This is a genomic window from Kitasatospora sp. NPDC090091 (assembly GCF_044747365.1).
Lineage (GTDB): Bacteria > Actinomycetota > Actinomycetes > Streptomycetales > Streptomycetaceae > Kitasatospora.
In genome coordinates this window covers 314,995-338,554 of the sequence record NZ_JBIVDY010000006.1, presented here as the reverse complement: position 1 = coordinate 338,554, position 23,560 = coordinate 314,995, and the positions used below count along the sequence as shown (strand labels likewise).

At 72.3% G+C, this 23,560-nt stretch carries 23 protein-coding genes; 9 read left to right on the top strand and 14 right to left on the bottom strand.

What is annotated here, in order from left to right; all coding sequences use genetic code 11:
• Positions 1-165: 165 nt before the first annotated feature.
• Entirely contained in the window at positions 166-5,025 is a 4,860-nt protein-coding gene (locus tag ACIPSC_RS13245) for an RHS repeat-associated core domain-containing protein (protein ID WP_400825384.1), read from the top strand.
• Between the two features lie 94 nt (positions 5,026-5,119).
• Here ACIPSC_RS13245 and ACIPSC_RS13240 read toward each other — a convergent pair whose 3' ends face one another.
• The 6 genes from ACIPSC_RS13240 to ACIPSC_RS13215 all read right to left on the bottom strand — a co-directional run bounded on the left by ACIPSC_RS13240 (position 5,120) and on the right by ACIPSC_RS13215 (position 8,381).
• Positions 5,120-5,551, bottom strand: a complete 432-nt coding sequence (locus ACIPSC_RS13240; protein ID WP_400825383.1) for a hypothetical protein — start codon at positions 5,549-5,551, stop codon at positions 5,120-5,122.
• Positions 5,552-5,929: 378 nt separating this feature from the next.
• Entirely contained in the window at positions 5,930-6,673 is a 744-nt protein-coding gene (locus ACIPSC_RS13235; RefSeq protein ID WP_400825382.1) for a hypothetical protein, read from the bottom strand.
• A gap of 157 nt (positions 6,674-6,830) precedes the next feature.
• Positions 6,831-7,460 carry a DUF899 domain-containing protein gene (locus ACIPSC_RS13230; RefSeq protein WP_400825380.1) on the bottom strand — a complete coding sequence of 210 codons (630 nt, stop codon included), beginning with the start codon at positions 7,458-7,460 and terminating at the stop codon, positions 6,831-6,833.
• Between the two features lie 54 nt (positions 7,461-7,514).
• Positions 7,515-8,003 (bottom strand): NUDIX domain-containing protein, encoded by a 489-nt coding sequence (locus ACIPSC_RS13225; RefSeq protein WP_400825378.1) that lies wholly within the window; start codon positions 8,001-8,003, stop codon positions 7,515-7,517.
• A complete protein-coding gene (locus ACIPSC_RS13220) occupies positions 7,987-8,145 on the bottom strand; it encodes a hypothetical protein (protein ID WP_400825377.1) in 159 nt (52 codons plus the stop codon). The genes ACIPSC_RS13225 and ACIPSC_RS13220 overlap by 17 nt, the downstream gene beginning before the upstream one ends.
• A complete protein-coding gene (locus tag ACIPSC_RS13215) occupies positions 8,142-8,381 on the bottom strand; it encodes a hypothetical protein (protein ID WP_400825376.1) in 240 nt (79 codons plus the stop codon). The genes ACIPSC_RS13220 and ACIPSC_RS13215 overlap by 4 nt, the downstream gene beginning before the upstream one ends.
• 321 nt (positions 8,382-8,702) lie before the next feature.
• Between ACIPSC_RS13215 and ACIPSC_RS13210 the strand changes: the two genes are divergently transcribed.
• Positions 8,703-9,533, top strand: a complete 831-nt coding sequence (locus tag ACIPSC_RS13210) for a helix-turn-helix domain-containing protein (protein WP_400825375.1) — start codon at positions 8,703-8,705, stop codon at positions 9,531-9,533.
• Positions 9,530-9,730 carry a DUF397 domain-containing protein gene (locus ACIPSC_RS13205; RefSeq protein ID WP_400825374.1) on the top strand — a complete coding sequence of 67 codons (201 nt, stop codon included), beginning with the start codon at positions 9,530-9,532 and terminating at the stop codon, positions 9,728-9,730. Before ACIPSC_RS13210 ends, ACIPSC_RS13205 begins: the two co-directional genes overlap by 4 nt.
• Before the next feature lie 69 nt (positions 9,731-9,799).
• Here ACIPSC_RS13205 and ACIPSC_RS13200 read toward each other — a convergent pair whose 3' ends face one another.
• Together ACIPSC_RS13200 and ACIPSC_RS13195 are read right to left on the bottom strand one after the other, a co-directional pair.
• Positions 9,800-10,621: an ABC transporter permease gene (locus ACIPSC_RS13200; RefSeq protein WP_400825372.1), complete on the bottom strand. Its 822-nt coding sequence runs from the start codon at positions 10,619-10,621 to the stop codon at positions 9,800-9,802.
• Positions 10,618-11,541 carry an ABC transporter ATP-binding protein gene (locus ACIPSC_RS13195; protein ID WP_400825371.1) on the bottom strand — a complete coding sequence of 308 codons (924 nt, stop codon included), beginning with the start codon at positions 11,539-11,541 and terminating at the stop codon, positions 10,618-10,620. The genes ACIPSC_RS13200 and ACIPSC_RS13195 overlap by 4 nt, the downstream gene beginning before the upstream one ends.
• Before the next feature lie 132 nt (positions 11,542-11,673).
• On the opposite strand from ACIPSC_RS13195, the gene ACIPSC_RS13190 reads away from it, so the two are divergent.
• Positions 11,674-13,008, top strand: coding sequence for a sensor histidine kinase (locus ACIPSC_RS13190; protein WP_400825370.1), 1,335 nt, complete (start codon positions 11,674-11,676; stop codon positions 13,006-13,008).
• Positions 13,005-13,676, top strand: coding sequence for a response regulator (locus tag ACIPSC_RS13185; protein WP_400825369.1), 672 nt, complete (start codon positions 13,005-13,007; stop codon positions 13,674-13,676). The genes ACIPSC_RS13190 and ACIPSC_RS13185 overlap by 4 nt, the downstream gene beginning before the upstream one ends.
• A 62-nt stretch (positions 13,677-13,738) precedes the next feature.
• Here ACIPSC_RS13185 and ACIPSC_RS13180 read toward each other — a convergent pair whose 3' ends face one another.
• The 3 genes from ACIPSC_RS13180 to ACIPSC_RS13170 all read right to left on the bottom strand — a co-directional run bounded on the left by ACIPSC_RS13180 (position 13,739) and on the right by ACIPSC_RS13170 (position 17,237).
• Positions 13,739-15,433: a GMC family oxidoreductase gene (locus ACIPSC_RS13180; RefSeq protein WP_400825367.1), complete on the bottom strand. Its 1,695-nt coding sequence runs from the start codon at positions 15,431-15,433 to the stop codon at positions 13,739-13,741.
• 163 nt (positions 15,434-15,596) lie between these two features.
• Positions 15,597-16,043, bottom strand: coding sequence for a hypothetical protein (locus ACIPSC_RS13175; RefSeq protein ID WP_400825366.1), 447 nt, complete (start codon positions 16,041-16,043; stop codon positions 15,597-15,599).
• A 345-nt stretch (positions 16,044-16,388) separates the two neighbouring features.
• Complete coding sequence (locus tag ACIPSC_RS13170; RefSeq protein ID WP_400825365.1) at positions 16,389-17,237, bottom strand: helix-turn-helix transcriptional regulator; 849 nt, start codon at positions 17,235-17,237, stop codon at positions 16,389-16,391.
• A gap of 168 nt (positions 17,238-17,405) precedes the next feature.
• On the opposite strand from ACIPSC_RS13170, the gene ACIPSC_RS13165 reads away from it, so the two are divergent.
• Both ACIPSC_RS13165 and ACIPSC_RS13160 read left to right on the top strand, forming a co-directional pair.
• Positions 17,406-18,056, top strand: coding sequence for an NADPH-dependent FMN reductase (locus tag ACIPSC_RS13165; RefSeq protein WP_400825364.1), 651 nt, complete (start codon positions 17,406-17,408; stop codon positions 18,054-18,056).
• A gap of 434 nt (positions 18,057-18,490) precedes the next feature.
• Entirely contained in the window at positions 18,491-18,640 is a 150-nt protein-coding gene (locus ACIPSC_RS13160; protein ID WP_400825362.1) for a hypothetical protein, read from the top strand.
• A 157-nt stretch (positions 18,641-18,797) separates the two neighbouring features.
• On the opposite strand, the gene ACIPSC_RS13155 is transcribed toward ACIPSC_RS13160, so the two are convergent.
• Entirely contained in the window at positions 18,798-19,316 is a 519-nt protein-coding gene (locus ACIPSC_RS13155) for a hypothetical protein (RefSeq protein WP_400825361.1), read from the bottom strand.
• Between the two features lie 410 nt (positions 19,317-19,726).
• On the opposite strand from ACIPSC_RS13155, the gene ACIPSC_RS13150 reads away from it, so the two are divergent.
• Both ACIPSC_RS13150 and ACIPSC_RS13145 read left to right on the top strand, forming a co-directional pair.
• Positions 19,727-21,064, top strand: a complete 1,338-nt coding sequence (locus tag ACIPSC_RS13150; protein WP_400825360.1) for a DUF6271 family protein — start codon at positions 19,727-19,729, stop codon at positions 21,062-21,064.
• The gene (locus ACIPSC_RS13145) at positions 21,061-21,555 is read left to right on the top strand and encodes a GNAT family N-acetyltransferase (protein ID WP_400825359.1); all 495 of its coding nucleotides are present in this window, start codon (positions 21,061-21,063) and stop codon (positions 21,553-21,555) included. The genes ACIPSC_RS13150 and ACIPSC_RS13145 overlap by 4 nt, the downstream gene beginning before the upstream one ends.
• A 39-nt stretch (positions 21,556-21,594) precedes the next feature.
• Here the strand turns inward: ACIPSC_RS13145 and ACIPSC_RS13140 are convergent, their stop codons facing one another.
• Together ACIPSC_RS13140 and ACIPSC_RS13135 are read right to left on the bottom strand one after the other, a co-directional pair.
• The gene (locus tag ACIPSC_RS13140; protein WP_400825357.1) at positions 21,595-22,239 is read right to left on the bottom strand and encodes a response regulator; all 645 of its coding nucleotides are present in this window, start codon (positions 22,237-22,239) and stop codon (positions 21,595-21,597) included.
• Entirely contained in the window at positions 22,191-23,549 is a 1,359-nt protein-coding gene (locus ACIPSC_RS13135) for a sensor histidine kinase (protein ID WP_400825355.1), read from the bottom strand. The genes ACIPSC_RS13140 and ACIPSC_RS13135 overlap by 49 nt, the downstream gene beginning before the upstream one ends.
• Between the last annotated feature and the right edge of the window lie 11 nt (positions 23,550-23,560).

Sequence of the window (23,560 nt, the reverse complement as noted above, 5' to 3'; positions counted from 1 at the left end):
ACGGCGCCCTGCGGGCGGGTGTTCGTGTTGCACGGGTGCGGGACTGCTCTTCGTGACGGGCCGGGTTCGCTCCGGCCCTCGGTTTCTCCCGGAGGCCTCAGCATGAGTTCCATGTCGTCGTTCTTCACGCAGGCCGGAAACTTCGGAAGTGCGGTGTCGGGGGGTGTGGATCCCCGTACCGGCCTCTTCAACGTGCGGATCGAGCTGGGGAATCCGGTCGGCAATCGCAACCTCGGACCGTCGCTCCCGCTGACCCTGGGCTACTCGCCGCTCAGCACCACCGACACGGGCCTGGGGCTGGGCGTCTCGCTCGGGCTGACCACCTATGACCAGGGAAATCGGCTGCTGACCCTGTCCTCCGGCGAGCAGTACAAGGTCCAGGAGACCAGGACCAGGCTCATCCTGCTGCAGAAGAAGCTCGACACGGTCCGGGTGACGGTGGACGGCGACTCCTACCGCGTGGTGCACAAGTCCGGCGATGTGGAGATTCTGACCGGGCCTCAGAACGGCTCCCGCGTCAAGGTGCCCAAGGCGTTGCTGACACCCGCCGGTCATTCCCTGAGCCTGAGGTGGGATTTCAACAGCGGGCCGATCCCGCGGCTCATGGAGGTCCGCGACGAGAGCGACACCTTGCTGACGGTGGACTACGCCGCCGGCCTCAAAGCCACCCTGACGGTGCTGCCCGGCCGGTCCGAGGGCTTCCGCGTGGAGCTGCGGCTCCAGAACGGCCTGCTGGCCGGTGTGCATCACTTCGGGCTCGGCGCGGACGCGCCGCTGGTGTGGAGCCTCTCCGCCGACCCGATGGGCCCGCAGGGGGCGTGGGGCTCGTGGATCACCGGCGTGAGTGCGCCGGGCGGGATGTCCGAGACGGTCTCCTACACCCAGGGCGAATCCGGTCACCGCTTCCCGGACTCCGCCGGTCTGCCGGCCCTGCCCTGCGTGCAGCGGTACGTCCGACGGCCGGGCGGCGGGCAGCCGCAGATCGAGGTGGACTACGGCTACACCGACAACAACTTCCTCGGCGGCCACTCCGGCGCCGCCTGGGACCCCGACCGGGACACGCTGTACGGGGTCCTGGGCGACTACGCGTACGGGTCCACGGAGTCGAGGACCAGCGGGGGGCGGACCACGCGGACCACCCGCACGTACAACGGCTACCACCTGCTGACGGACGAGACGACGAGCCGGAACGGCTCCTCCCGGCACGTCCGGACCGCCTACTACGCCAAGGTCGGCCTGCCGTTCGACCAGCAGGACGACCGGTTCCAGCTCCCGAGGACGCGCACGGTCACCTGGACCGGCCCCGCGGGCGAACCGCGCAGCGAGGTCACGCAGACCGACTACGACGACGCGGGTAATCCGCAGAGCAGGACCGATCCCGACGGCACCCGGACCGACTGGGAGTACTACCCGGCGGACGGGAGCGGTTCCGACTGCCCTCCCGACCCCCACGGGTTCACCCGGTGGCTCAAGAACCTCATCCGCACGCCGGCGGAAACCGACTTCGACGCTCCCGTCCACCGGACCTCCTACGTCTACACCTCATACCCGGCACCGGACGCCCGGGTGCCCACCACCGTGGTGAAGTCCGCGGAGCGGCGGTACGCCGACGACCGGCTCCTGCGGCGGGAGGACTTCGCCTACGACACCTCGGCCGCGGAGTTCGGCCGCATCACCGGGCTGGACGTGGTCGAGTTCCCGGACGGCGAGGGCGGTGCCGCATACACCTCGTCCCACGCCTTCACCTTCCGGGCGGACGGTGAGGAGCTGGTCCAGACCCATACGCTGACGACGCACGACCGGTTGACCACGACGCGCTCGCAACGCCGTTCGCGGTTCACCGGGCGGCTCCGGTCGGCCACCGATCCGCAAGGCAGCGCCGTGGCCACGACCTACGACGGCCTGGGGCGCGCGCTCACCCGCATCACGAACCCGGGCACCCCGTACGAGGCGGCCGAGACCTGGACCTACGAGGTGGACACGTCCGCACCGTTCGTGGTGACGTCCACGGACGCGCTGGGCAACCAGCTGCGCGAGAGCTTCGACGGAGCCGGGCGAACGATCCTGGGCGAGCACCGGGACACCGACGGCGACGGCGCCTGGTACACCGTTCAGCAGGTGGCCTACGACGAGCAGGGCCGCACGGCCTCCACCACGGTGTCGGACCACCTTCCCGGTGGTGGCGGCAAGGTGGTCGATCTGACGCAGACCCTCTCCTACGACGACTGGGGCCAGGTGCAGGCCACCGCGTGCAGCGACGGCACGGGCCGGCTCACCGCGACCGATCCCGTCGCGCTGACGACCACGGTCCGGCAGCTTGGTGGCGGCATCCCGGTCACCGGCACGTGGGTGACGACGTACAACCTGCGCGGCGAACCGGTGGAGGCCGAGCGGTTCGACCTCAAGGGGGCGTCCGCGGGCCGGCGCGTGCTGGAGCGCGACGGCTGGGGAAGGCTGCGTCGCGTGACCGACGAGGCGGGGAACACCACGTCCTACGCCTACGACGCGCACGGCCGGCTCACCTCCACCACCCTGCCGGACGGCACGGTCACCACCCGGGACTACGTGCCGTTCTCCGCCGACGGCCTGGCCACGGCGCTCACGGTGGACGGGGTGCTGCACGGCACACAGACCTTCGACGGCATGGGCCGGCCGACCGCCGGCACCTCCGGCGGCCGTACCTGGTCCTACGGGTACGGCCAGGACAGCGACCCGCTCCCCACCCGGGTCACCATGCCCGACCAGCAGCAGATCACGTACGCGTTCCTGCCACAGCTCGGCAACGTCCTCTCCGGGGTCCAGGCCGGCGCCGTCACCCAGACCCTGGGCCACGACCCGATCTCCGGCTTCCTCACCACCGCGCAGGAGGGCGAGGTCACCATCACGCGCGACTACACCCCCGCGGGCCTGCCGCGCACCGAGACCACGACCCGGCCCGGGTCCGACGCCGTCGCGCGCTGGAGCTTCACGCTGGGCGGCCTGGAGCACAGCTACACGGGGGTGGACGGCGCCACCCGGCAGACCACGCGCGACGCCCACGGCCGGATCACCGCTGTGACGGACCCGGCCGTGCGGGTGCTGCTGAGCTACGACACCGCGGGCCGCCCGACCGGGTGGACCGCCGAGGACCAGGAGTCCGGGTACACGCTGACCACCACGCTGACACTGGACGACTTCGGCCGCGAGGTGATCCGCTCGACCGGTGACAGCCGGGGGAACACCTGGTCGCTCGTCCAGCACTGGCAGGACAACGGCCTCCTCGGCCGCCGGACGTCCACCGCCGGTGCGGACCTGCTGCGCGACGAGGTCTTCAGCTACGACAGCCGCAACCGGCTCGCCGGCTACACCTGCGACGGACCGGCCCCTCCGACGGACGTGCACGGCAACGAGATCACCGGGCAGACGTTCGGCTACGACGCCTACGGCAACGTCACCCAGTGCAGGTCGCAGTTCACCAGCGGCTCCGACACCGCGACGTACCTGTTCGAGAACCCGTCGGACCCGTGCCAGCTGACCGGCATCCACCACACGGGCGGGAAGGGCCCGTCGCGGATCGACCTGAGCTACGACGCGGCCGGACGGCTGACCACCGACGACGCAGGCCGCACCCTCGGCTACGACGCCCTCGGCCGCCTGCAGTCGGCGGGCCCGGCGAACGCGTACGGATACGACCCGCTCAACCGGCTGTTCACCCAGCAGGCGGGCGGGCAGACCGACGTCCTGTACTACCGCGGCGAATCCCTCGCCGCCGTGGTCGAGGACGACCGGCCGGCCCGGCTCGTCCAACTCGGCAACGGCGCCTGTGCGGCGCAGTACCGCCGGGGACAGACCACGCTCCTCGCGACCGACGGCACGCAGACCGTGCACATGGCGGCGACCGCCGACGGCCAGGAGCACTACGCCTTCACCCCGTACGGCCAGCGTCCCGTCGCGGCCACCCGCAGCCTGCCGGGCTTCACCGGCCGGCCGAGCGACCCCGTCACCGGCGCGCACCATCTCGGCAACGGCACCCGCACCTACAACCCGGCCATCCTGCGGTTCAACACCCCCGACACCCTCAGCCCGTTCGGCGCGGGCGGCATCAACCCCTACGCGTACTGCCAGGGCGACCCGGTCAACCGGATCGACCCCTCGGGCCACCTGAGCTGGCAGGCCTGGCTCGGCATCGGCCTGGGCATCGCAGGCCTCGCCCTGACCGTGGCCACCGGCGGCCTGGCCGTCGCCGCCGCCGGAGGCGTGGTGGCCGCGATCAGCGCCGCCTCCACCGCCACGCTCGTCGTCGGCGCCCTCGGCGTCGCCTCCGACGTCACCGCCATCGCCGGCGGCGCCCTCGAAACGGCCTCGCCCAAGGCGTCCTCCGTCCTCGGGTGGGTCTCGCTCGGCACCGGGATAGCCGGACTGGGCGCGGCGGGCGGCCTGCGCCTCGCCCGGACGGCGGCCGGCCGTTCCCCGGCGCTGGCCGAGGAGGCCGCCCGCGGCTGCGGATTCTCGAAGCAGGCCGCCGAGGGCGCGGGTGTGGTGGCCGAGGACAGTCCCGAGATGCTGGGCCGGCCGGTGGTCCGCCCGCCCAGGGCGTACCCGCGCTTCGAATCCGTCCGCAACGCCGCGGGCGGGCGGGTATGGCTCACCGAGGACGAGGTCGACGCCAGCCTGGTCAAGCGGTACACCGAATACCTGATGCGGAGCGGGAAGAGGCTCCACATCCTCAGCGGAACGCACGGCAGTGCGATCGGGGAGCGGACCGCCCGTTCCGCCACACCCAGGTTCTTCGTGGAAGACCTGATGAGGGCGACGACCGCGCGGGAGGCCTCGGGGTTCTCCGGGGAGCGCCAGGTGGCCATCCACAACACGCCCGATCTCTCGTTCGACCAGATCGGGGAGATCCTGCGGAGCGACGCCGGCCACGAGGTCATCGCGGCGTTCTGCCACAGCCGCAACGACGTCGCGGTCCGGGAATTCCTGGGACTGGAAGCCACCTACTCGTACACGACGCAGGTACGCCAATACCGCTTCATGGGGCACTGACGCGGCCGCCTGGGACGGCCCGGGCATGCCAGTACGGGCATGCCCGGGCCTGCCGCCGCCGGCTTACGAGTTCAGGGCTCTCGACCCCGGCCGCCTACTCGTGGAACTCGAACTTCCAGGCCAGCCGCTGGTCGGTGACCTCCAGCGGCCGCAGGGCGAGCCGCGGCGGGAAGATCCGCAGCAGGCTGAGGTCCAGCGCCAGCTCATGCCCGTCGATGGGGCCGCCCGGGACGACGATGTGGAAGGTGAAGGGCTCCGCCGCCTGGTAGAGCACCCAAGGACGGGGCTCGGCGCTCCCCATGATCATCTCGTTGATGTTCGGGTCGCTGTCGTACGTCAGGTACGTTCCGTGCCGGAGATTCTTGATGGTCACGGTGTCGTCGGGGCGGCTCTCCACCTGCCACTCCTGGTCACCGGGCTGTCCGGTGGGCGGCAGCACCACCGCGAGGTCCTTCGGCTCCATGAGCGTGACCAGCTGACTGCCGGGCTTGGCGATGGCGTAGACGCCGTTCGGTACGGGTGCCACGGTTTCGACTCCACTCTGGAAGGCGGCACCGACAAGGCGCCGCGCACTACGGGGCGACCCGCAGTCAACCGTCGCCGGCCCATCCGTGGGTGGACGAACCGCCGGAGCCTCACTCCATCGAGATCCCGCATCAGCACATCCGGCCGAGGCTCGAACGCCCGCGCTGCGCCGCCTCGCGTACCGACCGGACCGCCGCCGCCCCACCGGGCGGCCATCCGGACCGCCGTGTAGGGCCGGCTCACGACTGCGGGTTCCTCGCCTCGGCCGACCTTCCGTGAACCGGGCCGTCCACCAACAGGATGCCGCTCAGCGTGCGAGAGTGCCTGGTCGCGAATGATCACGAATCGAAGGCGGGTTGCCGGTTACTGACCCACGCTCCTAGCCGATGGGCAGGGCCCTGACGCCCGACAGCAGCGGGACGGGCTGGTACTGCCCGTCCCCGGCGCCGCAGGAGGGTCTGGTATCGGGAGTGTCGGAGATGTTCGTCCCGGCCCTGAACCGCCCGTCGCCGCTCGGCGCGACGGTCGTGAAGTGGTCCTGGCGGCCGTCGAAGTAGTACATGCACTGGTGCAGGTTCAGGTACCGCCCGACGGTCAGGTCCAGGGGCGTGGCGCTCGACAGCAGCGGGACCGGGGGATCGACGAGGCCTCCGTCGCTGCATCTCGGGGCGGTGTCACGGGTGTCGGCGACGTTGGTGCCGGCGGTGAACTTGCGGTCGGTGGTCGCCACCACCGTGGTGAGGTGGGTCCGGTTGTAGGGGCTGAAGTACACGCACTGGTGCAGGTTCAGAAAACGCCCGGCCGTCAGGTCGTAGGCCTGGGATGCCCGGTAGACGTTGGGCACGTAGGTTCCGTCCCCGCCGCCGCAGACGGGGCTGGGATCCACGATGTCGGAGACGTTCGTCCCGGCGCTGAACCGCCCGTCTCCGCTCGGGACCACGGTGGTCATGAGGTCGAAGCTCCCCGGCCGGAAGGCGTCGAAGACGCACTGGTGCAGGTTCAGGTATCGGCCCGCCAGGGGCCGGGGGGCCGTGGCCGCGCCGGCGGCCGGGACCGGGCCGACCAGGGCGGCGACGGACGCGGCGGCGCCGACGAGCGCAGCGGAGCGGGGGAGAATGCGCATGGGGGAGGTCTCCGTGATCCGGTGCGGCCGCTCCGAGCGAGCGGCCGTCACGCAGGAGGCTTCCCGGGGTGTCCGATGCCGCCGGTCGCCGCGCGGGAATTTCACCTGAACGTCCTCCGCTGCTCAGCGGGAAGCGCCCCCCCGGCTGTCCGCCGGACTACCCGTAGGTGGGCCGCTGCGGCCAGCCGTTCGGGGAGTCCTCCCACTCCTCCTGCCGGCCGTACGGGGTGAGGTCGAGGATGTTGTTGCGGAACACCAGCCGGTCCACCCCGCGCGAGTAGGTGCTGTAGGTGCGGTAGACGTCGTCCCCGTCGCGCAGGAACACGCTGAGCAGGAAGCCGCCGCCCGCGCCGGTGTCCTCGGCGAACGTGGTGCCGTGGGACGAGACGAACGGCAGCGTCCAGCCGGTGTGCTCCTTGTGCGCCTCGATCTGCGCGAGCGGCATGTTCGAGACGTTCACCCAGGTGACCCCGCGCTCGGCCAGCAGACCGAGCGCGGGCACCGGGATGTTGTCGGTGAATCCCTTGCAGCCCGGGCAGAGATGGCCCGGCCCCCGGTTCATGAACTGGTAGACGACGAGCTGGTTCCGGCCCTCGAAGAGGTCGAGCAGGCTCTTGGTGCCGGTGGGGGTGTCGAAGGCGTAGTCGGTGGCGAACTTCACCATCGGAAGGCGGCGGCGCCGGGCCGCGAGCGCGTCCTGCGCGCGGGTCAGTTCCTTCTCGGCCTTGAGCAGCTCGCCGCGCGCGAGCTGCCATTCCTCGGCCGAGACGATCGCAGGTTTCTCCATGCGGGGATTGTGGCGCGAGGGACTGACACTTCGCGTCGGATGATTGATGTGTCGTCAGGCAGAGCGCTGGCCGTGGGTGAGGAGCGGGAGGGAACGGCCGAGGTTGGCGAGGGCCTGTTGGACGCGGGCGTTCTGGGCCGGGCTCATGAGGGTGCCGAGGTGGGCGGGGTCGGCGAAGCGCGCACCGAGGAGATTGCTGTGGTGCTGCGGCGGCACGGCGAGGCGTTGCGCGGCCGGACCGGTGATGACGCCCGCGTCGAAGACGAGGTTGAGGCGTTCGAGGTACCGGTCGGCGGGCGAGAAGTCGACGGCGAGCAGGTGCGTCATCCGGCGGACGATGCCGGTCTGGGCCTGGAGGTGGCGGGAGGCGGCGAGGTGCGGGGGCTCGTTGGTGGTGGCGGCGCCGCCGGGGAGAATCAGGCCGTCGAGGAAGTCGGGGTCGACGAGGAGGACGTGACCGGCCTGGTCGCGCAGGAGCGCGAGGCAGCCGAGCCGGCAGACGGGCGGCTTGGCGAGGAGTCGGGGGTCACGGACGGTGCGCACGGTCGCGGTCTCTTTCGGTGGTGGGGGTGGGGGTGGCTCTGGTCGTGAGACGACGAAGGCCGGCGAGGAGCGAGGCGGCGAACAGCAACCACCAGAGCAGGCGCCCGGCGAGTTCGAGGGCGGGGGTGAGGGTGGGGGTCATGCCTGCTGCTCGAAGCGGAGGCCCTTGCGGAGGAGGTCCGTGATGCGGGCGATGCGGTCGGGCGAGGCGCAGCCGAGGTCGATCAGGTAGGAGCCGGTCATCCGGCCGTAGTGCCAGTCGATTTCGGCGTTCGGAAGGTCGGCACCGGCCAGCACGAGGACGGCGAGGAGGTCTTCGAGCGCGTACGCGGCTGCACGCCGCTGCTCCTCGGTCACGCGGGTGAGGACGGAGCCCATCAGGCACTCCTGCGGGGGGATTCGAAGGCCCGCCAGGCCGAAGCAGCAGCCGAGAGGACGGAGAAGCCGAGGAGTTCCCCCGAGGGGCTGCACAGCCACTCCCCCGTGACCTCGTTCCGCACCCGGTACACCCGGGCAGCAGGATCCCAGCGCACCCCGTATCCGTGGAGTCTGGACGAGGGTTGAGTGCGAGCAGGCGGCGTCATGGACACCCTCCGGAGTTGGGATTTCACGTCCTGTGCCCATCCTGCCCCGCTGAGAGTTACCCTCGGACATGGAATTGGTCTTGACTTCCCCGAGGCCCAAGTTGGAGCACCAGTGGTGAACCGCAAGGAACTTGATCCCACGTCCGGTCGATGGGCGCCCTTCGGCGTGCAACTCCGCAGGTCACGCGAGGCCGCTGGTCTCACACAGTCTCAGCTGGCCAAGCTCATAGGCTTCCACTACTCGACCGTGTCCTTCGCGGAACTTGGATCGAAGCAGGTCTCGCTGAGGTTCGCACGCTCGGCAGACCAGGCGCTGGCCACCCACGGAACCCTCGCCCTCATGTGGCAGCAGGCCTCGAACTCGGCCGGCCTTGCCGAGGGGTTCACTGAGTTCGCCGGCCTGGAAGCCAAGGCCAAGGAGCTGAGGCTCTTCGAGATCACGCTCATCCCCGGGCTGCTTCAGACGCGCGCATACGCAGAAGCTGAGCTGTCCGAAGCTGTTCTGCGCGGCGAGATCACACCTGATCAAGCCGACGAACGATTGAACTTCCGCCTCGCCCGTCAGCAACTACTGCATCGCCCTCAACCTCCGCTGCTGTATGCAGCCTTGGCCGAAAGCGTCATTCGCTGGTCACTTGGTGGACCATCTGTGATGAGAGATCAGCTTCAGCACCTAGAAGACTTGGCTACTCGCCCAAACGTCCTGGTGCAGGTGGTTCCGTTCTCGCTGGCCACCCGCCCCTTTCAAACAGCCGTCACTCTGCTGACCATGCCTGATGAGAGTCAGCTCGGCTATTGCGAGATTCCGAATCGTGGCTTCCTGGAGCGGGACCGATCCACAGTTGCCATTTGGCGCAGGCGATACGATCGACTCCAGGTTGAAGCCCCAATGCGGGCCGTGTCCTTGGACATGATCCGTGCTGCACGGAAGGATCTATCAACATGAGCCTTGGCGGTGCCACTTGGCGCAAGAGTAGCTACAGCGGCGACGCAGGCCAGTGCATCGAGGTCGCCGACTGCTTCGACGGTGCCTTGCCAGTCCGTGATTCAAAGGACCCAAACGGCCCTGTCCTCGTATTCCCCTCTGCCTCCTGGCAGTCCTTCGTCGATGCCGTCTGTGGTGGCGAGTTCGGGGCTGTCTGACCCGGAGTGGGAAGTCGGAATCGCCGACTTCCCACTCCTTCCGTCCCTCGCCCTCTCCCTCTCCCCCGCTCACACGTCCCGGCGGCGTACGGTGACGACCGCACTCACCACGGCCACCAACGGCCAGAGAACGAACACGGCCAACGAGCCCGGCACTGTGGCCGTGTACTCAAGGTTGTCCGGCGAGTCGCCCCAGTTCTGGACCAGGCGCTTCCACGCCGCAAAGAGCGTCGCGTGGTTCACATCGGCCGACCACCGTCGGCTCGTCGAGAAGAGCATCGGCAGCATCAGCAACAGGAACGCACTGCTCACCATCGTCATCGCGCTGTGCCGGATCAGCACCCCCAGCCCCACGCCGAACACCCCGCACACCGGAGCCAGCAGCGCCGACGCGACCAGCGCCCGGGCCACCCCCGGGTGGGTGAACGAGACACCCAGCCCCTCCCCGTCGAGGATGGCCTGCGACACCAGGAACGACCCGGTCGAGATCACCGCCCCCGCCGCCGTCCACACCACGGCCGTCACAACCGCCTTCGCCAGCACCACCGATCCCCGCGCGGGCACCGCCACGGTCGTCGTTCGGATCGACCCGGTGCCGTACTCGCTCACCACGGTCAACGCCCCCGCACTCCCGGCGACCAGCATCAACGTCAGGTAGCCGGCCGGCGGGTAGGCGTCAAAGGGCAGGAAGCCGTCGGGCCGCATCCGACCCGACGCCCCGCCCGCCAGATTCCGGACGTCGGCCAGCGCCGCCACCGCCGCCGACCCGACGACGAACACCGTGGTCAACACCAGCGTCCACGCCGTCGAGCGCAGGGACCGCAACTTGATCCACTCGGCGGCGAACAGGTCGCCGAAACGGGCGGGCCGCGCAACAGTAAGCGCAGTCATCGACGATCTCCTGCCAGGTATTCGACGCTGTCCGCGGTGAGTTCCATGAAGGCCTCCTCCAACGACGCCTTCCGGGTGGTCAGTTCGGTCAGCGGAATGCCGTGCTCGAATGCGAGCGCACCGATCCGGTCCGCAGGAAGGCCGGTCACGGCGATCCGCTCCACGCCCACCACGCCGCCCTCCGGCTCGACCGACGCGCCCGCGCCGGCCAGCACCGCCGACAGCTCGGCGGCCCGCGGCGTGCCCACCAGAACACTCCGCCGCGCACTGCGGGCCGCGAAGTCCCGGACCGGCTCGGCGGCGATCAGCCGCCCCCGGCCGATGACCACGAGATCATCGGCGGTGTTCTCCATCTCCGACATCAGGTGACTGGAGAGGAAGACCGTCCGCCCCTCCTCGGCCAGCCGCCGGAACAGCCGGCGCACCCACAACACACCTTCCGGGTCCATGCCGTTGATCGGCTCGTCGAACATCAGCACCGGAGGGTCCCCGAGCAGTGCGGTGGCGATGCCGAGCCGCTGCTTCATCCCGAGCGAGAACCCGCCGATCCGGCGACCCGCCGCCTCCGCCAGGCCCACCTCCCCCAGCACTGCCTCCACCCGTCGCAGCGGGATGCCGTTGCTGCGCGCCAGCGCCGACAGGTGGGCTGTCGCGCTGCGCCCGCCGTGCACCTGGTTGGCGTCGAGAAGGGCCCCGGCGTGCCGGAGCCCGCGCGGGTGGCTGCGGAACGGCACCCCGCCGACCGTGGCCGCCCCGCCGGTGGGGGCGTCCAGGCCGAGGACCATCCGCAGGGTGGTGGTCTTGCCCGCGCCGTTGGGGCCGAGGAATCCGGTGACCCGGCCCGGCCGCACGGTGAAGGAGAGCCGGTCCACGGCCGCCCTGTCGCCGTATCGCTTGGTGAGTTCGTTGACTTCGATCACGCCGACGACTCTGCCGCCGGTGCCCCCGCCCGGGCATCGGACCGGGGACGGCACCTGCCCCGCCGGCATTCGCCCACGGGCGTACATCCCCGGGCCGATGCCGCACGCACGACGGCTGGCTAGTCTCGCCGCATGGACGACGCCGCACCGACCACCGAGCCCGCGCGACCCTCCGGCTGGAGGAGCGCACCCCCGCTGACCGGCCGTGCGGCCGTTGCCTGGGCGGGCGGCATGCTCTACTTCCTCGTGCTCCTCCTGCTGGTCGGGGGCTCGACGCGAGCGCCCGCGACGGTACCGGCCATCGGCTCACTGCTGGCCGCGACCCTGCTCGTCGGGGTACTGCGCCGGCGACCGGTACTGGCGCTGGCCCTCACCCTCATCGGGGCCACCGCCGTGGTGGTGAGCACACCGGGCCCCGCGCACGCCCGCCTGCCGGTGTCGTTCCAGGGCCAGTTCCTCTCCTACCTGGCGGTGGACGCCGTCCTCGGCTTCATCGTCGCCACCTGCGCGCGGCGGGCGGCCGTCGTCGCCGGCTCGGTGTCGTTCACCGTGCAGCTCCTCGTCGTCGCCGCGTTCGCGCACGGGGACAACCTGACCGTCAACGTGGTGATCGCGCTGCTCGCGCTCGCCGCCGCCGGTGCGGCCGGCCTGCTGAGCCGCGAGCGCCGTGACCACGCGGTCGCGCTGCGGTCGCAGGAGGTGGCCGAGGCGGTGACGGCCGAACGACTGCGGATCGCCCGGGAGTTGCACGACATGGTGGCACACAGCATCGGCATCGTCGCCATCCAGGCCGGCGTGGGGAGACGGGTCATCGACACCCAGCCGGCGGCGGCCCGAGAGGCGTTGGAGGCGATCGAGGCCACCAGCCGGGAGACGCTGGCGGGCCTGCGCCGCACGCTGGTGGCACTCCGTCAGACCGACCCGGACGCGACCGGCCGGAGCTCGACCGGCCGCAGCCCAGCGGATCAGAGCTCACGCGCCTCGACCGCACGACAGCAGCCGCCCGCACCCGCGCCGGGCCTCGCCGACCTCGACCGGCTGGTGGCGGCGACCGCCGACGCGGGCGTGCGCGTGGACGTCCACCGCAGCGGGGAGCAGCGGCCGCTGCCGCCCGAACTCGACCTGTCCGCCTACCGTATCGTGCAGGAGGCGCTGACCAACGTGGTCCGCCACGCGGCCGTCGGCCACTGCCGGGTGGTCGTCGAGTACGGGGACGAGGAGCTGTCCGTGGAGGTCGTCGACGACGGGCGCGGCGCGCCGCGTGTGCCGGGGAGGAGTCCGGAGCACGGATTCGGCCTGGTCGGCATGCGGGAGCGGGTCGCCCTGCTGAACGGACGGCTGAGCGTCGGGCCGCGGCCGGAGGGCGGCTTCCGGGTGGCGGCGCGGCTTCCGCTGCCCGAGCCCCACCCCGCTCCGATCAAGGCCCAGGCCCGGGCCACAGCGACGACGTCGGAGGCGGCCCGGTGACGCCCGTCCGCGTCGTGCTGGCCGACGACCAGCCGCTGGTCCGCTCCGGCCTGCGCGTGCTGATGGCCGACCACCCCGACCTGGAGGTCGTCGGGGAGGCCGCGACCGGCGCCGAGGCGGTCCGGCTGGCCGCCGAACTCGCTCCGGACGTCGTGGTGATGGACATCCGGATGCCCGGCATGGACGGGATCGAGGCCACCCGCCGGATCACGGCGGACGGCGGGACGGCCCGCGTCCTCGTCCTGACCACCTTCGACGAGGACGACCACGTCCACGGCGCGCTGCGGGCGGGCGCGAGCGGCTTCGTGGTCAAGGACATGGCGCTGGACGACATCCTCGCGGCCGTCCGGGTGGTCGCCGCGGGCGACGCACTGATCGCGCCGGCCGTGACGCGTCGGCTGATCGCGGACTTCGTCCGGCAGCCGGCGGCCTCGCGCGGCCCCGCGGCCTCGTCGCAGCCGGTCGAGGGCATCACCGAGCGGGAGCGGGAGGTGCTGACGCTGGTCGGGCGCGGGCGCTCGAACGCCGAGATCGCGGCGGACCTGGTCATCTCGGTGGCCACCGCCAAGTCGCACGTGTCCCGGCTGTTCACCAAGCTGGGCGCGCGGGACCGGGTGCAGCTCGTGATCACCGCGTACGAGCTGGGGCTGGTCGCCCCGCCCCGCTGAGCACGCGGGCGGCGGAGGGGGGTGGGGCCGGCCACCGTTCCCGGCGGGCCGGCCCCGGAGTCCTACAGCGCCGCCGCGAGCTTCTCGGCGGTCCGGATCGTGAGGGCGGCGACGGTGATGGTCGGGTTGGCCGTTCCGCCGGTGGGGAAGACGGAGGCGCCGATCACCCACACGTTGGCGTACCCGTGCGCACGGCCGTTCGCGTCGACCACGGACCGGTTCGGGTCCTTGCCCATCCGCATGGTGCCCATCGTGTGGCCGGAGCCCTTGAAGCCGAGGGACGGCTGTTTGGGGTCGACCTGCTCGGCGCCGGCGGTGTCCTCCAGGTGCTGCCAGATCCGGCGCGCCACGCTGTGGGCGTAGGCGAGGGAGCGCTTCGAGTAGTCGTCGATCCGGTAGGCGATCTTTGGCCGGGGCACGCCGAGGGCGTCCTTCTCGGCCGAGAGGGTGACCCGGTTGTCCCGGTCGGGCAGCTGCTCGGTGGAGTAGCTGAAGCGCAGCATCCGGGTGACCTTGTGCTCCACCGCGTCGCGCAGCGGCTGCCCGAAGGTCCTGATCTTCTGTGCGTCCGCGTTCCACATCAGCCTGTCCAGGGCCGCCGCCGGGGACTCGGTGCGCCCCCAGCCGTCGTTGCCGACGGTCATCCGGAAGCCGCCGGTGGCCTTGCGGAACGCGCCGTCGCGGAAGGTCTCGATGCTCAGCGTGGTCTGCGGGCCGCGGAACGGAAAGACCGGCTCGCCCAGCAGCCCGACGACCTCCTCGGTGGGATGGTCCATCAGGTTGCGGCCGACCTGGTCGCTGTCGTCCTTCAGCTCGGAGAGCAGCCAGAGCTTGGCCGTCTCGACCGCGCCGAGCGCCAGCACCACCTGACGGCCGTCCACCCGCTGCTCCGCCCGGTCGGCCGTGGTCCAGTCACGGAAGACCACGGTGGCGGGTCCGCCGTCCTGGGCGGCGAGCAGCTTGACGGCCACGCTGCCGGTGCGGAACTCCACACCGAGCTTCCGGGCCTGCCTGGTGTGCACCCCGGCGTCGTACTTGGCGCCCGAGGGGCAGATCGGGACGCAGCTGGAGTTGCCCCGGCAGGCGGGCCGTGCCTGGTACACCCGGGAGTTGCGGGCCTGCGGGTTGGTGATCAGGGTCACCGGCGTGCCGTCGATGGCCGGGATCGCTGCCAGGGCACGCCGCACCACCTCGTCACCGTAGCTGGGCACGATGCCGGGCATCGGGTAGTCGGTGGAGCGGGGGGTGAGGCCCTCCCACTCGGCGCGGTTGCCTGAGACGCCCAGCTCCGTCTCGGCCCGGGCGTAGAAGGGCTCCAGCTCGTTGTAGTCCAGCGGCCAGTCCGCGCCGACCTTGTACGTCGACTTGAGCGCGAAGTCCGGTGCCAGGAAGCGGGGGCAGTTGCCGCGCCAGGCCCAGGTGCTGCCGCCGACCATCCGCTGGTAGCCGCTCTTGAAGAGGTCGGGCCCGGTCTCGACGTAGTAGCTGTTCATGGTGAACGGATCGCCGGTGCCGTCGGAGGAGGGCGCCCAGCGGTCCCTGTTGTTGGGCAGGCCGGCGAAGGGGGAGGTGGTCGGCTGAGTGGCGGAGACCTGGTAGGCCTCGACGTACTCGGCCCGCTCGGTGAGGTCGACGCCGTTGGCGCCGGCCTCCAGGAGGAGGATGCGGGCGTCGGGTCTGGCCTTCTTGAGCTCGCAGGCGCAGAGTGCGCCGGCCACCCCCGCGCCGATGATCACGACGTCGTACGGGCTGTCCATGGGCGTGTCCTCGGGTCGGAGGTGTTCGAGTCGGAGGGGCTCGAACCGCGGGGCTCGGGCCGGTGGTCCCGGTGCGGCCGGGGCCGGGCACTCGGCGCGGGCCGGGCACCCGACCGGCGCCGGGGACTGGACGCCGGCCGGGCACCCGGCGCGGGCCGGGCACTCACGGGTGGTTGGCCCAGTAGCCGTAGCCGCCGAGCGGGGGCGGCAGCTCGGGCGCGTGGGAGATGGGGTGGGCCCGGATCACCTGCCAGATCAGGCCGGACTGGTACTGCTCGGCGCTGCCGGGCGGATCGATGGCACCGTCGGGGCGGGTGAACTCCGCGGTGAACCAGATCGCGATCGTCTCCCGGGCCACCCGGGCGAGCCCGGTGTCGTCGTCCAGCGCGGAATGCAGCGCGGCGGCCGGATCGGGCTGGGTGGCGGCCTTCCGGTGGGCGTCGAGCAGCCGGGGAAGATCGTGCGGGAACGCCAGGGCGAGGCGCTGTCGGTAGGCCTCGCCGACCCCCGGGTCGGGGGCGGGTTCTGCGGTCAGGAGGCGGGTGAGGTCGAGGAAGTCGGTGGCATCGGTGGCGTCGGTCGCATCGGTGACGACTGGGGCATCGGTCATCGCGGGTCGCTCCGGCTCGGTGGAAGGGCCGCCTGGGCGCGAACGCCGCCGCGTTCGGGTGACGGCCCGGTCGGCGCCCGCGCGGATCACGGATGCCGGACATCGGACGGCCCGGGCGAGGTCCCGGTCGAGCCGGGCCCCGGGTGGCGGGCGATGACCACATGCTCACGCACCTGTCCGCCGGCCGCGATGCCGACGGGGACACCCGGGTGGCCGGGCCGTCACGCGCGGTGCGCGCTGTCGTGAATATTCGTACACGACTCACGGGCGTGCAACCGCGCGTTCACGCGTTCCGGGCCGCCCCTCGGCCGCGGTGCCCGGCCGCCCGGCCCGCGCGGGGGCCGCTCAGACCGCGCGGAGGGCGCCGGGGCGGAGGCCGGTCAGGCGGTCGAGCGCGGCCGCGGTGGCCTCGTCGGCCGGGAGGTGGACGAGGAGGCGCTGGTCGTCGTCGGTGGGCAGGTCCAGCGTCTCGTACGCGAGGCGCAGCTCGCCCGCCTCCGGGTGGACCAGTAGGGTGATCCCGCTGGCCTTCGGCAGGCCGGGCAGCGACTCCAGCCGGTCGGCGAACTCCGCGCCGCAGGAGACGGTCAACTCGTCCATCAGGCCGCCCATGTGGGGGTTGGAGCGGCCCGGGCCCTGCTTGAGCGCGGCGACCTGCTCGTCGGCGACGCGGACCCAGTCCGGGTAGGCGGTGCGGGCCCGGAGGTCGGTGAAGACGAAGCGGGCGAGGTTCGGCCGGGCGCCGTCGAGCAGGCCGATCGGCCCGACGAGCCGGCGGTAGCCGTCCGTGCAGGCCAGCACCTCGCTCAGCCGGTTCAACAGCACGGCCGGGGAGGGTTCGAGACGGTCGAGCAGCGCCTGCACGGTGGGCCGCACCACCCGGTTGGGGCCGGAGGCGCCCGTGCAGCTGAAGCCGGGGTCGGCGCCCTTGGTGAGCCGGTACAGGTGCACGCGCTCGGCGGCGGTGAGGCGCAACGCGTCCGCCAGCGCGGAGAGCACCGGCGGTGACGGCCGGCGGTCCCGGCCCTGCTCCAGCCTGGTGAGGTACTCCACGCTGACCCCGGCGAGCGTCGCCAGCTCCGCGCGGCGCAGCCCGGGGGTGCGGCGGCGGGCGCCGGTGGGCAGGCCGACCTCGGCGGGGGTGACGGCCTCCCGGCGCAGGCGCAGGAACAGGCCCAGTTCGTTGTCGCTCACCCGACGAACCTAACACCCGTGCCCGGGCGGATCGTGGCCCTGCGACTACCACTCTCGGCCCGGCCTTCCTCCGGTTCCGCGGGACGGGCAGCTTGGTGGAGCCGGCCCCGATCGGGGCGGCCACACCGATGGCATCCCCTGTCGACCCGCAAGTTGAGGAGCACCACCATGTCCCAGTCCCAGGCCCCTTCCCCGTCCGAGTCCCAGCCGCATTCCCCGTCCCGGCCGTTGAAGCTCGCCGTGCTCGTCGGCAGCGTCCGGGAGGGCCGCTTCGCCCCGGTCGTGACCCGCTGGTTCACCGAACAGGCGGAGCGGCACGGCCAGTTCGACGTCGACGTGCTCGACCTCGCAGACTTCGACGTCCCGCTCGAACTGCCCGCCATGCCGCCGGCGATGAACCCTGACCTGGTCCGGCCGGCCGGAATGGCCGAGCTGACCCGGAAGTTGGCGGCCGCCGACGCGGTCGTCGTCGTGACGCCCGACTACAACCGCAGCTTCCCGGCCTCCCTGAAGGCCGCCGTCGACTGGCACTACGCCGAGTGGCAGGCCAAGCCGATCGGCTTCGTCGGCTACAGCGGCGCCAGCGGCGGCCTGCTGGCGATCGAGCAGCTGCGGCAGGTCTTCAACGAGCTGCAGGCGCACACCGTGCGGGACTACGTGTCCTTCCCGCGCTACTACCTGCTGTTCGACGCCGACGGCACGCTCCGCGAGCCGGCCGAGCCGGAGAGCGCGGCAAAGGTGATGCTCGACCAGTTGCTCTGGTGGGGCGCCGTCCTCCACGACGCCCGCCGCGACCGCCCCTTCACCCCCGCCCGGTGACGCACCGGCCGGCGCACGTCACCGCCGAGCACACCTGATCGGCGTCGTTCTCCAGGATCCGGTCGTGATCCTGGAGAACGACCCCGTTCTGCGGGCCTCGACCGGCGCGGCCGGTGAAGGCCGGGCGTATGGATGGACCGGGGGAACGGCCACTGGTTGACAGTCAGTGGACCGGGGTAGGTGCGGGGACGACACGTGGACGCGGATGCCACGTGCTGGAGGGCAGGGCATGGCCTTTGTCGGGCTGGACCCAAGAGGCCCGCCGGAGTCGGAGCGCGCGAGGGCGGACCTTCCGACCGGCGCGCCGAGGAAGAACGGCTGCGGAGGTATCCGCAGGGGAGCGGCGTGGTCACCTGGTGCATCCCCCGTCACGGGCTGACACCGCGACCCAGTCCCTCTTCCTCGGAAGGCCAGAGATGGAAACTGCCGGATGGGTGACCACCATCGTGGCGGGGATCGCCGGAGGCATCACGGTCCTCGGCTATCTCTTCGATCAGGTTCCGCCCCTGTCGCAGAAGCTCGTGAAGGCGGTCCGATCGGTGCGCGCTCTGCGTGATGAACTGAGGCGCAACGCGAACGGATGAGCAGTGGCCGCGCCGGCCTCGACCGGCGCGGCTTCTCTGCTGCTTCCGGGCTGACGCCGCCATCCGCCGGCCGAGGACGCGGATGACGGGCTCGGGGTCGACAGCGAAGCGCCACAGGGTCGAGGGCCGGCACACGAAGCGGTCCGGGAGCGCGGCGCTACTGATCAGTTGGGAGGGCGCTCCCCTCGTCGGGGGCGTCTCCGGCCGAGCCGCCGGGGCTTCCGGGCCGGAACGGGAAGCCTTCCAGGGTGGCTGAGTAGCGCCGCTCGTCCGGGTCCCAGCGCAGGGGGACGACGATGCTGCCGGGTGGCGGGCCGTCCATCGCGGAGTCACGTGCGGCCGCTGCCGCCCGATCCCGCTCATCGCGACGCTTCTTGGCGGCGCCCTTCCACATGAGGATCGCCAGCAGCAGGACGAGCACGCCCGGCACGGCGAACTGGATGCCGGCCGAGACAGGCAGCCCGGCCCACAGCAGACCGGCACCGAGGGCGGCCGGGAGTGCGACGGGCACGACGGCAACGACGGGCGCCGGCGTCGGGTCCTTCGAGCGGGGCAGCCCACCCGTCGACCAGTGCCACTGGGCGAGGGCGACCTTGACCACGTACCGCAGGGCCGCCCCGGCCTCCAGGACCAGCAGCAGCACTCCGAGCAGGACGTCCACCGGCCATGGGATCATGTCCGGCATTCTCGCCCGGCCGGGCACGGTACGCCTGAGTAGCCGTACTCATTCGGCATGGCCGTTGCGGACCACGGGCGCGCCCCGTGCCCGGGCCGCTGCCTTCTCCCGGGGGCATCCGGGGGTGCCCCATCGGGCAGCGCTGAGGGGCGCCGACTCCCTCACTCCGCGCGTTCGTTGACACCGCGAGTCGGTCTGGTCCACGGTGTTCCGGAGGCAAGGTCGCGGCCGTGCGGAACCCGACCTGAGCGCCGCCCGGGTCAGGGCCGGCGGCGCCTCCTCGTACCTCCCTCCCCCCTCCCCTCGTGCTCGACCCGTCCGGCGGTCGCCGGACGCGCCGTCGGCATGCCCGAAACCCCTCATGATCCCTGTCCTGATGCCGACTTGACGATCCATCGGAGCTCATCGCCATGAGAAGAATCTGCCTGGCCCTCCCCACCAACCGGGCCTGTGCCGGCGCGATCGCGGACGTCGCCGGGGAAGCCGCCCACGCGGCCGCGGAGTTCGGCGTCGAGGTGCACCTGCTGGTCCTGGACTCCTCCGGCCCGGCCGCGCTCGCCGAGCACACCCGCACCGTCCGTGCGCTGCCTCCCGCCCCGGGCGTGGTCGTGCACCACCTGGACGAGAAACGGCAGGGGGACTTCTTGCGGCGGACCGTCCGACGGGCCGGGGTCGCCGAGCCCGAGCGGGTGCTCGATCTGCTGCTCCCGGACGCCGTCTCCTACGGCGCCTGCACCAACCGGGCGTTCCTGGTCGCCGCCGCCCTCGGCTGCACCTCCGTGCACCGCCGCGACTCCGACAGCACCTACCAACTCCTCGACGGGAAGCCGGTGTTCCCGATCCGCCAGGAACTGCGCTCGCTCGGTCTGCGGGCGGCAGACGCGGTGCCGGGCGTCACGAAGTCCCTGCTGGAGCCGGCCGACGCGGCCAAGCCGGTGTCGCTGGTCGGCGGCTCCTTCATCGGCGAACTCTCGGTCGACGTCGGCGAGATCCGCGAGCTGGACCCGGACGTCTACTACGACGTGGTGAGCCTGTGGGCGCCGCCCGTCTGGACGGAGGAGCAGAAGCGCGAGCTGGTGGCGGACTCCTTCACCGGGGGCGGCACCGAGCCGTTCACCCGGGACGAATCCGTGCTCGGCGCGCCCGACATCCGGCGGATCGACATGTGCAACCTCGGCCTCCACCACGAGGTCTACGAGCGCATCCCGCTGCCGCCGGCCACCGACACCATCGGCAGCGACTACTTCCTCCTGCACGTCGTGCTCGACGCGACGCTGCCGGGCGTGGTGCACAACCGCCACATCGTGAACCACTACACCCCGGAGCGGCGCACCGGGGCCGGATTCACCGCCTACCAGGTGCGGTTCGTCAAGTTCCTGCTGTCGATGCTCTACCTGTACCCGGTCTACGGCGGGATGACGGTGACCGCCGGGGCGCTGCTCGACGAGCAGCACCGGGTGCGCGTCGACGCCGTCCTGGACATGGTCCGGCGCAGCACGGGCACCGACCGGGCGGAGAACGTCCGGCGGCTGACCGTCATCGACCGCAGCTACCGGCAACTGGGCGGTAAGTACGCCGAGTTCGCCGAGCACCTGGTCCCGATCCGGGAGCGGCTGCTGGACGAGGCGCAGGCGGACGCCGAGGACTTCGCCCGTCTGATCGAGGCCTGGGGCCCGCTGGTCGCGGCCGCCCGGACCGAAGAGCTCCCGGAAGCGGCGGCGCCCGTCCCCGAGGCGGCGACCGGATGAGCGAGGACATCGCCTTCCGCCTGCTCGCCGAGGGCGACTGGGACGCGGTCGTGGAGCTGGAGCACGACGCCTACGCGGCCGACGGCCTCTCCGAGGGCCGGGAGGCCCTGCAGTCCCGGGCCCGCCCCTCCCCCGGCACCTGCTACGTGCTGGAGCACCGGGGACGCGTCCGCGGTTACGTACTCAGCCTGCCCTACCCCCTCTTCCGGTGTCCGGACCTCACCCGGGCCGAGGAGGGGGGCCACGACTCGCGCAACCTGCACCTGCACGACCTGGTGATCGCCGAGGAACTGCGCGGCCGGGACGTGGCCCTGCGCTTCGTCCGGCACGTCCGGGCGGAGGCGCAGCGGCAGGGCTTCGAGCGGATCTCCGTGGTGGCCGTCCGCCGGACCGACGTCCTGCTCGCCATGCTGGGCTACCGCACCCACCGCGAGGTCGCCGTCCCCGCGTGCTACGGCCCGCGCGCGGTCTACATGTCGATGGCGATCTGAGCCACCGCGATTCACCCGGCCCGTCGGCCCGCGCCGGACCTACCGCTTGAGGTAGGCGAGGACGGCCAGGACGCGGCGGTTGTCGTCGGCGGAGGCCTCGATCCGGAGCTTGGCGAAGATGCTCGCCGTGTGCTTGGCGACGGCGCTCTCGCCGATGTGCAGGGTGCTCATGATGGCGGCGTTCGAGCGGCCCTCGGCCATCAGCTTGAGGACGTCGTGCTCGCGCGGGGTGAGGTCGGCGGTGGTGCCGCGGGCGTCGCTGCGGGCCAGGAGCTTGGCGATGACCTGCGGGTCCATCACCGTGCCGCCGGCGGCGACGGTGCGCACGGCGTCGACGAACTGGGCGGTGTGGGTGACGCGGTCCTTCAGCAGGTAGCCGATCGCGCCCTCGCCGCCGGCCAGCAGCTCGTGCGCGTAGAGCTGGTCGACGTACTGGGAGAGGATCAGGACGGGAAGGCCCGGGCGGGTGCGGCGGGCGTGGAGGGCGGCCTGCAGGCCCTCGTCGGTGAAGGTCGGGGGCAGCCGGATGTCGACCACGGCGACGTCCGGGGCCTCCTCCTCCAGGGCGCGGAGCAGGGCGGGGCTGTTGTCCACGGCCGCGACCACCTCGAAGCCGTGCTCCCGGAGGGTGCGGGTCAGCCCGTCGCGGAGCAGGAAGAGGTCTTCGGCGAGGACGACGCGCACGGTATCTCCAGGGTGGCAGTGGTCGGGCCGCCCGGCGGGCTGTCCAGGGCGAGGGTTCCGTCGAAGGCGCTCAGCCGGCGGCGGATGCCGTGCAGGCCGCTCCCCCGGGCCGGGTCCGCGCCACCGCGGCCGTCGTCGGCGACGGTGACGCGCAGGGCGGGGCCCGTGTGCTCCAGGCGGACGCGGACCTCGCGCGCGCCGGCGTGCTTGCCCGCGTTGGCGAGGAGCTCGCCGACGGCGAAGTAGGCGGCCGACTCGACAGGTCCGGGGAGCCGGCCGGGCAGCCGCGCCTCGACGTGGACGTCGAGGAAGCTGTCCAGCGCCAGGGAGCGGACGGCGTCGCCGAGGCCGCGGTCGGCGAGGATCGGCGGGTGGATGCCGTGGACCAGGTCGCGGAGGTCCTGGAGGGCCCGCTCCGAGGTCGCGCGCACCTCCAGCAGCAGCACGCGGGCGGCGTGCGGATCGGTGTCGAGCCGTAGGGTCGCCTCCTCCAGCGTCATGCCCAGGGCGACCAGCCGGGCCTGCGCGCCGTCGTGCAGGTCCCGTTCGATGCGCCGGAGTTCGGCCGCCTGGGTGTCCAGGGCCGCGGCCCGGGTGTCCGTCAGGTGCTCGATCCGGCGGACCAGCTCGGTGGTGTGCGGCGCGGACAGCAGGCGCCGGCTCCAGGCGGCGTGCAGATCCAGCGCGACGGGGGCGAGGCGCAGGCCAGCCGCGACGAAGCCGAGGCCGAGCAGGGCGGCGGCGAGCGCGGTGGCGGTGGAGTCGACGGGGACGAAGGCGTACCAGTTGCCGTCGCCGAGCAGGCGCCACACGACGGGCTGCAACAGCGCGCCGAAGAGCCCGTACTCGACCAGCGCCAGGGGCGCCGCCACCAGCAGGCCGCCGACCCACGGCTCCAGCCAGGCCCAGCGCAGGTCGCGCCAGAAGCCCTCGTCGCCGAGGATGCCGGCCGCCCGCCGCCGGCTCCCGGCACCGGCGCCCGAGCCGGCACCTGCCCCGGCACCGGCGTCGGCCCCGGCACCGGCGTCGGCCCCGGACCCGGCGTCGGCCAAGGGCTCCGGCGGGCTGACCGGGGTGCCCGTCCGGCGGGCGGTCCAGGAGCGGTGGCGGTCGGAGAGCCGGCGCAGCGCCCGCGCGGCGGGCGGCAGCAGCGGGAAGCCAGCGCCGACCGGGACCAGCAGCAGCACGAGCAGGACCAGCCCGCCGACCGCGACCACCGCGAAACCGGCCAGCGAGATCAGCTGGCAGCGCCACACGGCCGCCCAGCCGCCGGCGCCCGGGCGCCCGTCCCGCCGGTCCCCCTCGGCCATGACCGCCCGCC

Coding starts and splice junctions, on each gene's coding strand:
- ACIPSC_RS13165 (WP_400825364.1), top strand. CDS start 17,406: ATGTCCCAGTCCCAGGCCCCTTCCCCGTCCGAGTCCCAGCCGCATTCC.
- ACIPSC_RS13235 (WP_400825382.1), bottom strand. CDS start 6,673: ATGCGCATTCTCCCCCGCTCCGCTGCGCTCGTCGGCGCCGCCGCGTCC.
- ACIPSC_RS13205 (WP_400825374.1), top strand. CDS start 9,530: ATGAGCCTTGGCGGTGCCACTTGGCGCAAGAGTAGCTACAGCGGCGAC.
- ACIPSC_RS13190 (WP_400825370.1), top strand. CDS start 11,674: ATGGACGACGCCGCACCGACCACCGAGCCCGCGCGACCCTCCGGCTGG.
- ACIPSC_RS13150 (WP_400825360.1), top strand. CDS start 19,727: ATGAGAAGAATCTGCCTGGCCCTCCCCACCAACCGGGCCTGTGCCGGC.
- ACIPSC_RS13230 (WP_400825380.1), bottom strand. CDS start 7,460: ATGGAGAAACCTGCGATCGTCTCGGCCGAGGAATGGCAGCTCGCGCGC.
- ACIPSC_RS13175 (WP_400825366.1), bottom strand. CDS start 16,043: ATGACCGATGCCCCAGTCGTCACCGATGCGACCGACGCCACCGATGCC.
- ACIPSC_RS13180 (WP_400825367.1), bottom strand. CDS start 15,433: ATGGACAGCCCGTACGACGTCGTGATCATCGGCGCGGGGGTGGCCGGC.
- ACIPSC_RS13135 (WP_400825355.1), bottom strand. CDS start 23,549: ATGGCCGAGGGGGACCGGCGGGACGGGCGCCCGGGCGCCGGCGGCTGG.
- ACIPSC_RS13155 (WP_400825361.1), bottom strand. CDS start 19,316: ATGATCCCATGGCCGGTGGACGTCCTGCTCGGAGTGCTGCTGCTGGTC.
- ACIPSC_RS13145 (WP_400825359.1), top strand. CDS start 21,061: ATGAGCGAGGACATCGCCTTCCGCCTGCTCGCCGAGGGCGACTGGGAC.
- ACIPSC_RS13200 (WP_400825372.1), bottom strand. CDS start 10,621: ATGACTGCGCTTACTGTTGCGCGGCCCGCCCGTTTCGGCGACCTGTTC.
- ACIPSC_RS13220 (WP_400825377.1), bottom strand. CDS start 8,145: ATGACCCCCACCCTCACCCCCGCCCTCGAACTCGCCGGGCGCCTGCTC.
- ACIPSC_RS13215 (WP_400825376.1), bottom strand. CDS start 8,381: ATGGGCTCCGTCCTCACCCGCGTGACCGAGGAGCAGCGGCGTGCAGCC.